Genomic DNA, 5561 nt, shown 5'->3' with positions numbered 1-5561 from the left:
GGCGGCCGACGGATTAACTCGGCCACATAAACTTTTATCGCGCGCAAAGAAGAAGGCCGGTCCCCTGACGGGAACCGGCCTTCGGATGAAGCCCCTGGCGATGACCTACTCTTGCATGGCTTAGGCCACACTACCATCGGCGCGTGTGCGTTTCACTTCCGAGTTCGGGATGGGATCGGGTGGTTCCACACAGCTATTATCACCAGGGAGAGGGTGGAGGGTCGCGGGTCTGTATTTCTACAGATCGCGCACACGCTCTCGTTGGGTTGCTTTCGACGGAATGAACCCCGTCTGGGCGAATAAGTTGGGACGTAGCGAGTGATGTGCCGAATGTCGTCGACGTATCGTCGAGTCCAAGGCCACTTGAGGTTATATGGTCAAGCCACACGGATCATTAGTACAGGTTAGCTCAACACATTGCTGTGCTTACACACCCTGCCTATCAACCACCTAGTCTTGATGGTTCCTTTAGGGGACTTGAAGTCCCGGGAGATCTCATCTTGAGGCGCGCTTCCCGCTTAGATGCTTTCAGCGGTTATCGCTTCCGAACATAGCTACCCGGCAATGCCACTGGCGTGACAACCGGAACACCAGAGGTTCGTCCACTCCGGTCCTCTCGTACTAGGAGCAGCCCCTCTCAAATCTCCAACGCCCACGACAGATAGGGACCGAACTGTCTCACGACGTTCTGAACCCAGCTCGCGTACCACTTTAAATGGCGAACAGCCATACCCTTGGGACCGACTACAGCCCCAGGATGTGATGAGCCGACATCGAGGTGCCAAACACCGCCGTCGATATGAACTCTTGGGCGGTATCAGCCTGTTATCCCCGGAGTACCTTTTATCCGTTGAGCGATGGCCCTTCCATACAGAACCACCGGGTCACTAAGACCTACTTTCGTACCTGCTTGATCCGTCGATCTTGCAGTCAAGCACGCTTATGCCTTTGCACACAGTGCGCGATGTCCGACCGCGCTGAGCGTACCTTCGTGCTCCTCCGTTACACTTTGGGAGGAGACCGCCCCAGTCAAACTACCCACCATACACGGTCCCCGACCCGGATAACGGGCCTAGGTTAGAACGTCAAGCACGACAGGGTGGTATTTCAAGGATGGCTCCACCACAGCTAGCGCCATGGTTTCATAGCCTCCCACCTATCCTACACAGACGAACTCAACGTTCAGTGTAAAGCTATAGTAAAGGTTCACGGGGTCTTTCCGTCTTGCCGCGGGAACGCTGCATCTTCACAGCGATTTCAATTTCACTGAGTCTCGGGTGGAGACAGCGCCGCTGTCGTTACGCCATTCGTGCAGGTCGGAACTTACCCGACAAGGAATTTCGCTACCTTAGGACCGTTATAGTTACGGCCGCCGTTTACTGGGGCTTCGATCAAGAGCTTCGCCTTGCGGCTAACCCCATCAATTAACCTTCCAGCACCGGGCAGGCGTCACACCCTATACGTCCACTTTCGTGTTTGCAGAGTGCTGTGTTTTTGATAAACAGTCGCAGCGGCCTGGTCACTGCGGCCCCTCTCAGCTATAGCTCGCACGAGCCACCAAGAAGGGCGCACCTTCTCCCGAAGTTACGGTGCCATGTTGCCTAGTTCCTTCACCCGAGTTCTCTCAAGCGCCTGAGAATTCTCATCCTGCCCACCTGTGTCGGTTTACGGTACGGTCTGCGTAAGCTGAAGCTTAGGAGCTTTTCCTGGAAGCGTGGTATCGGTCACTTCGCTCTAATGAGCTCGTCTCGGTGCTCGGTGTTAAAGGGTCCCGGATTTGCCTAAGACCCACACCTACCGCCTTTCTCCCGGACAACCAACGCCGGGTAGACCTAACCTTCTCCGTCCCTCCATCGCACTTACGCGAGGTGCTGGAATATTAACCAGCTTCCCATCGACTACGCATTTCTGCCTCGCCTTAGGGGCCGACTCACCCTGCGTCGATTAACGTTGCGCAAGGAAACCTTGGGCTTTCGGCGTGCGGGCTTTTCACCCGCATTATCGTTACTCATGTCAGCATTCGCACTTCCGATACCTCCAGCGGACTTCTCAATCCACCTTCAACGGCTTACGGAACGCTCCTCTACCGCGCATACGAAGTATGCACCCCAAGCTTCGGTTCATCGCTTAGCCCCGTTAAATCTTCCGCGCAGACCGACTCGACCAGTGAGCTATTACGCTTTCTTTAAAGGGTGGCTGCTTCTAAGCCAACCTCCTGGCTGTCTGTGCCTTTCCACATCGTTCACCACTTAGCGATGAATTTGGGACCTTAGCTGTGGGTCTGGGTTGTTTCCCTTTTCACGACGGACGTTAGCACCCGCCGTGTGTCTCCCGGATAGTACGTACTGGTATTCGGAGTTTGCCATGGTTTGGTAAGTCGCAATGACCCCCTAGCCATAACAGTGCTCTACCCCCAGCAGTATTCGTCCGAGGCGCTACCTAAATAGCTTTCGAGGAGAACCAGCTATCTCCGGGTTCGATTAGCTTTTCACTCCTAATCACACCTCATCCCCTACCTTTGCAACGGGAGTGGGTTCGGGCCTCCAGTTGATGTTACTCAACCTTCACCCTGGGCATGACTAGATCACCCGGTTTCGGGTCTACTGCCCGCGACTATGCGCCCTTATCAGACTCGGTTTCCCTTCGCCTCCCCTATACGGTTAAGCTCGCCACGAACAGTAAGTCGCTGACCCATTATACAAAAGGTACGCCGTCACCCTTGCGGGCTCCGACTGCTTGTACGCACACGGTTTCAGGGTCTATTTCACTCCCTTCACCAGGGTTCTTTTCGCCTTTCCCTCACGGTACTGGTTCACTATCGGTCGGTCAGGAGTATTTAGCCTTGGAGGATGGTCCCCCCATATTCAGACAGGGTTTCTCGTGCCCCGCCTTACTCGATTTCATTGAATGAGCCTTTTCGCATACCGGGCTGTCACCGTCTATGGCCGAGCTTTCCAACTCGTTTTGCTAAAACTCAATCAACTTAAGGGCTGCTCCCCGTTCGCTCGTCACTACTTAGGGAATCTCGGTTGATTTCTTTTCCTCCGGGTACTTAGATATTTCAGTTCTCCGGGTTCGCTTCCAGCAGCTATGTATTCACTGCAGGATACCTATTGCTAGGTGGGTTTCCCCATTCGGACATCGCGGGATCAATGCTTGTTGCCAGCTCCCCCACGCTTTTCGCAGGCTGCCACGTCCTTCATCGCCTCTGACCGCCAAGGCATCCACCGTGTGCGCTTATTCGCTTGACCATATAACCCCAAGTCGCCTCGGAGTCACAGGGTTCGGGGGTACAAAGCCCGAACTCGAATATAACGACTCAATTAATAAAGTGCCTCTCGGCACTCGCCTTAGCCTCTACGACACGTCATGGACATTCGTCTCAAAACGCTCGCTACATCCCAGTTTTCAAAGAACACGATGCGGGCTTCAGCGCCCGACCGCTTCAAATCTTGTTGTGTGCGCAGTTCATTCAGAGATTTCGGAAGCCATCACCACTTGGTGGTGGGTCTGGGAGGACTCGAACCACCGGCCTCACCCTTATCAGGGGTGCGCTCTAACCACCTGAGCTACAGACCCAAAAGTGTTGTAGCTCTATTGGACAGTCCGCACATGGATGTGCGGGCTCTTGCGAAGGGATTCGCAAATGCCTGGTGGAGCTTGTCGGGATCGAACCGACGACCCCCTGCTTGCAAAGCAGGTGCTCTCCCAGCTGAGCTAAAGCCCCATAAAACAGGGGACGCTCCCGCGGTACACCACCCTTACGGGCAGGTCCGGGAACTCTGAATGCAGGTCACTTGTGCGGACGTCTGACAGGCTTAAGCTGTCTTTAGTCTCTAAAGGAGGTGATCCAGCCGCACCTTCCGATACGGCTACCTTGTTACGACTTCACCCCAGTCATCGGCCACACCGTGGCAAGCGCCCTCCCGAAGGTTAAGCTACCTGCTTCTGGTGCAACAAACTCCCATGGTGTGACGGGCGGTGTGTACAAGGCCCGGGAACGTATTCACCGCAGCAATGCTGATCTGCGATTACTAGCGATTCCGACTTCATGGAGTCGAGTTGCAGACTCCAATCCGGACTGAGATAGGGTTTCTGGGATTGGCTCACCGTCGCCGGCTTGCAGCCCTCTGTCCCTACCATTGTAGTACGTGTGTAGCCCTGGCCGTAAGGGCCATGATGACTTGACGTCATCCCCACCTTCCTCCGGTTTGTCACCGGCGGTCTCCTTAGAGTTCCCACCATTACGTGCTGGCAACTAAGGACAAGGGTTGCGCTCGTTGCGGGACTTAACCCAACATCTCACGACACGAGCTGACGACAGCCATGCAGCACCTGTGTTCGAGTTCCCGAAGGCACCAATCCATCTCTGGAAAGTTCTCGACATGTCAAGGCCAGGTAAGGTTCTGCGCGTTGCATCGAATTAAACCACATACTCCACCGCTTGTGCGGGCCCCCGTCAATTCCTTTGAGTTTCAGTCTTGCGACCGTACTTCCCAGGCGGCGAACTTAACGCGTTAGCTTCGATACTGAGTGCCTAGTTGCACCCAACATCCAGTTCGCATCGTTTAGGGCGTGGACTACCAGGGTATCTAATCCTGTTTGCTCCCCACGCTTTCGTGCCTCAGTGTCAGTGCTGGTCCAGGGTGCCGCCTTCGCCACGGATGTTCCTCCCGATATCTACGCATTTCACTGCTACACCGGGAATTCCGCACCCCTCTACCGCACTCTAGTAAGCCAGTATCCAATGCCGTTCCCAGGTTGAGCCCAGGGCTTTCACATCAGACTTAACAAACCACCTACGCACGCTTTACGCCCAGTAATTCCGAGTAACGCTTGCACCCTTCGTATTACCGCGGCTGCTGGCACGAAGTTAGCCGGTGCTTATTCTTCCGGTACCGTCATTCCCTCCGAGTATTAATCGAAAGGTTTTCTTTCCGGACAAAAGTGCTTTACAACCCGAAGGCCTTCTTCACACACGCGGCATGGCTGGATCAGGCTTGCGCCCATTGTCCAATATTCCCCACTGCTGCCTCCCGTAGGAGTCTGGACCGTGTCTCAGTTCCAGTGTGGCTGATCATCCTCTCAGACCAGCTACGGATCGTCGCCTTGGTGGGCCTTTACCCCGCCAACTAGCTAATCCGGCGTCGGCTCATCTCTCTGCGTGAGGCCCGAAGGTCCCCCACTTTCACCCGTAGGTCGTATGCGGTATTAGCGTAAGTTTCCCTACGTTATCCCCCACAAAGAGGCAGATTCCGACGCATTCCTCACCCGTCCGCCACTCGCCACCCAAGGAGCAAGCTCCTCTGTGCTGCCGTTCGACTTGCATGTGTTAGGCCTGCCGCCAGCGTTCACTCTGAGCCAGGATCAAACTCTTCACTTAAATTTGCTTAGACCCGAAGGTCCAATACTTTGAGTGCAGAGCCCGTTCCAGGCACCAAATTACTCGCTTGCATTTCTGCATTTGAATTGACTTGTTGCTCTGTTACGAACGTCTGCTGATGGACAACGCCACCGGCCAGACGCCCGCACAAGTCACCTGCGCACACTGTCAAAGATCA

The 5561-nt window shown here is 54.8% G+C and carries 2 tRNA genes and 3 rRNA genes; all 5 read right to left on the bottom strand.

Going from position 1 to position 5561, the window contains the following annotated elements:
• Positions 1–92: 92 nt before the first annotated feature.
• Positions 93–207 (bottom strand): 5S ribosomal RNA (gene rrf, locus DX914_RS19860).
• Between the two features lie 166 nt (positions 208–373).
• Positions 374–3251 (bottom strand): 23S ribosomal RNA (locus DX914_RS19855).
• Between the two features lie 251 nt (positions 3252–3502).
• Positions 3503–3579, bottom strand: a tRNA-Ile gene (locus tag DX914_RS19850).
• Between the two features lie 72 nt (positions 3580–3651).
• Positions 3652–3727: transfer RNA gene (locus DX914_RS19845), tRNA-Ala, on the bottom strand.
• Between the two features lie 111 nt (positions 3728–3838).
• Positions 3839–5383: ribosomal RNA gene (locus tag DX914_RS19840) — 16S ribosomal RNA — on the bottom strand.
• Together the 16S, 23S and 5S rRNA genes with 2 tRNA genes alongside form the textbook arrangement of a ribosomal RNA operon.
• Positions 5384–5561: the final 178 nt, after the last annotated feature.

The sequence above is a fragment of the Lysobacter silvisoli genome, from assembly GCF_003382365.1.
GTDB lineage: Bacteria > Pseudomonadota > Gammaproteobacteria > Xanthomonadales > Xanthomonadaceae > Lysobacter > Lysobacter silvisoli.
The sequence above is the reverse complement of the archived record's forward strand: the minus strand, read 5'-3'. Positions and strand labels throughout refer to the sequence as shown.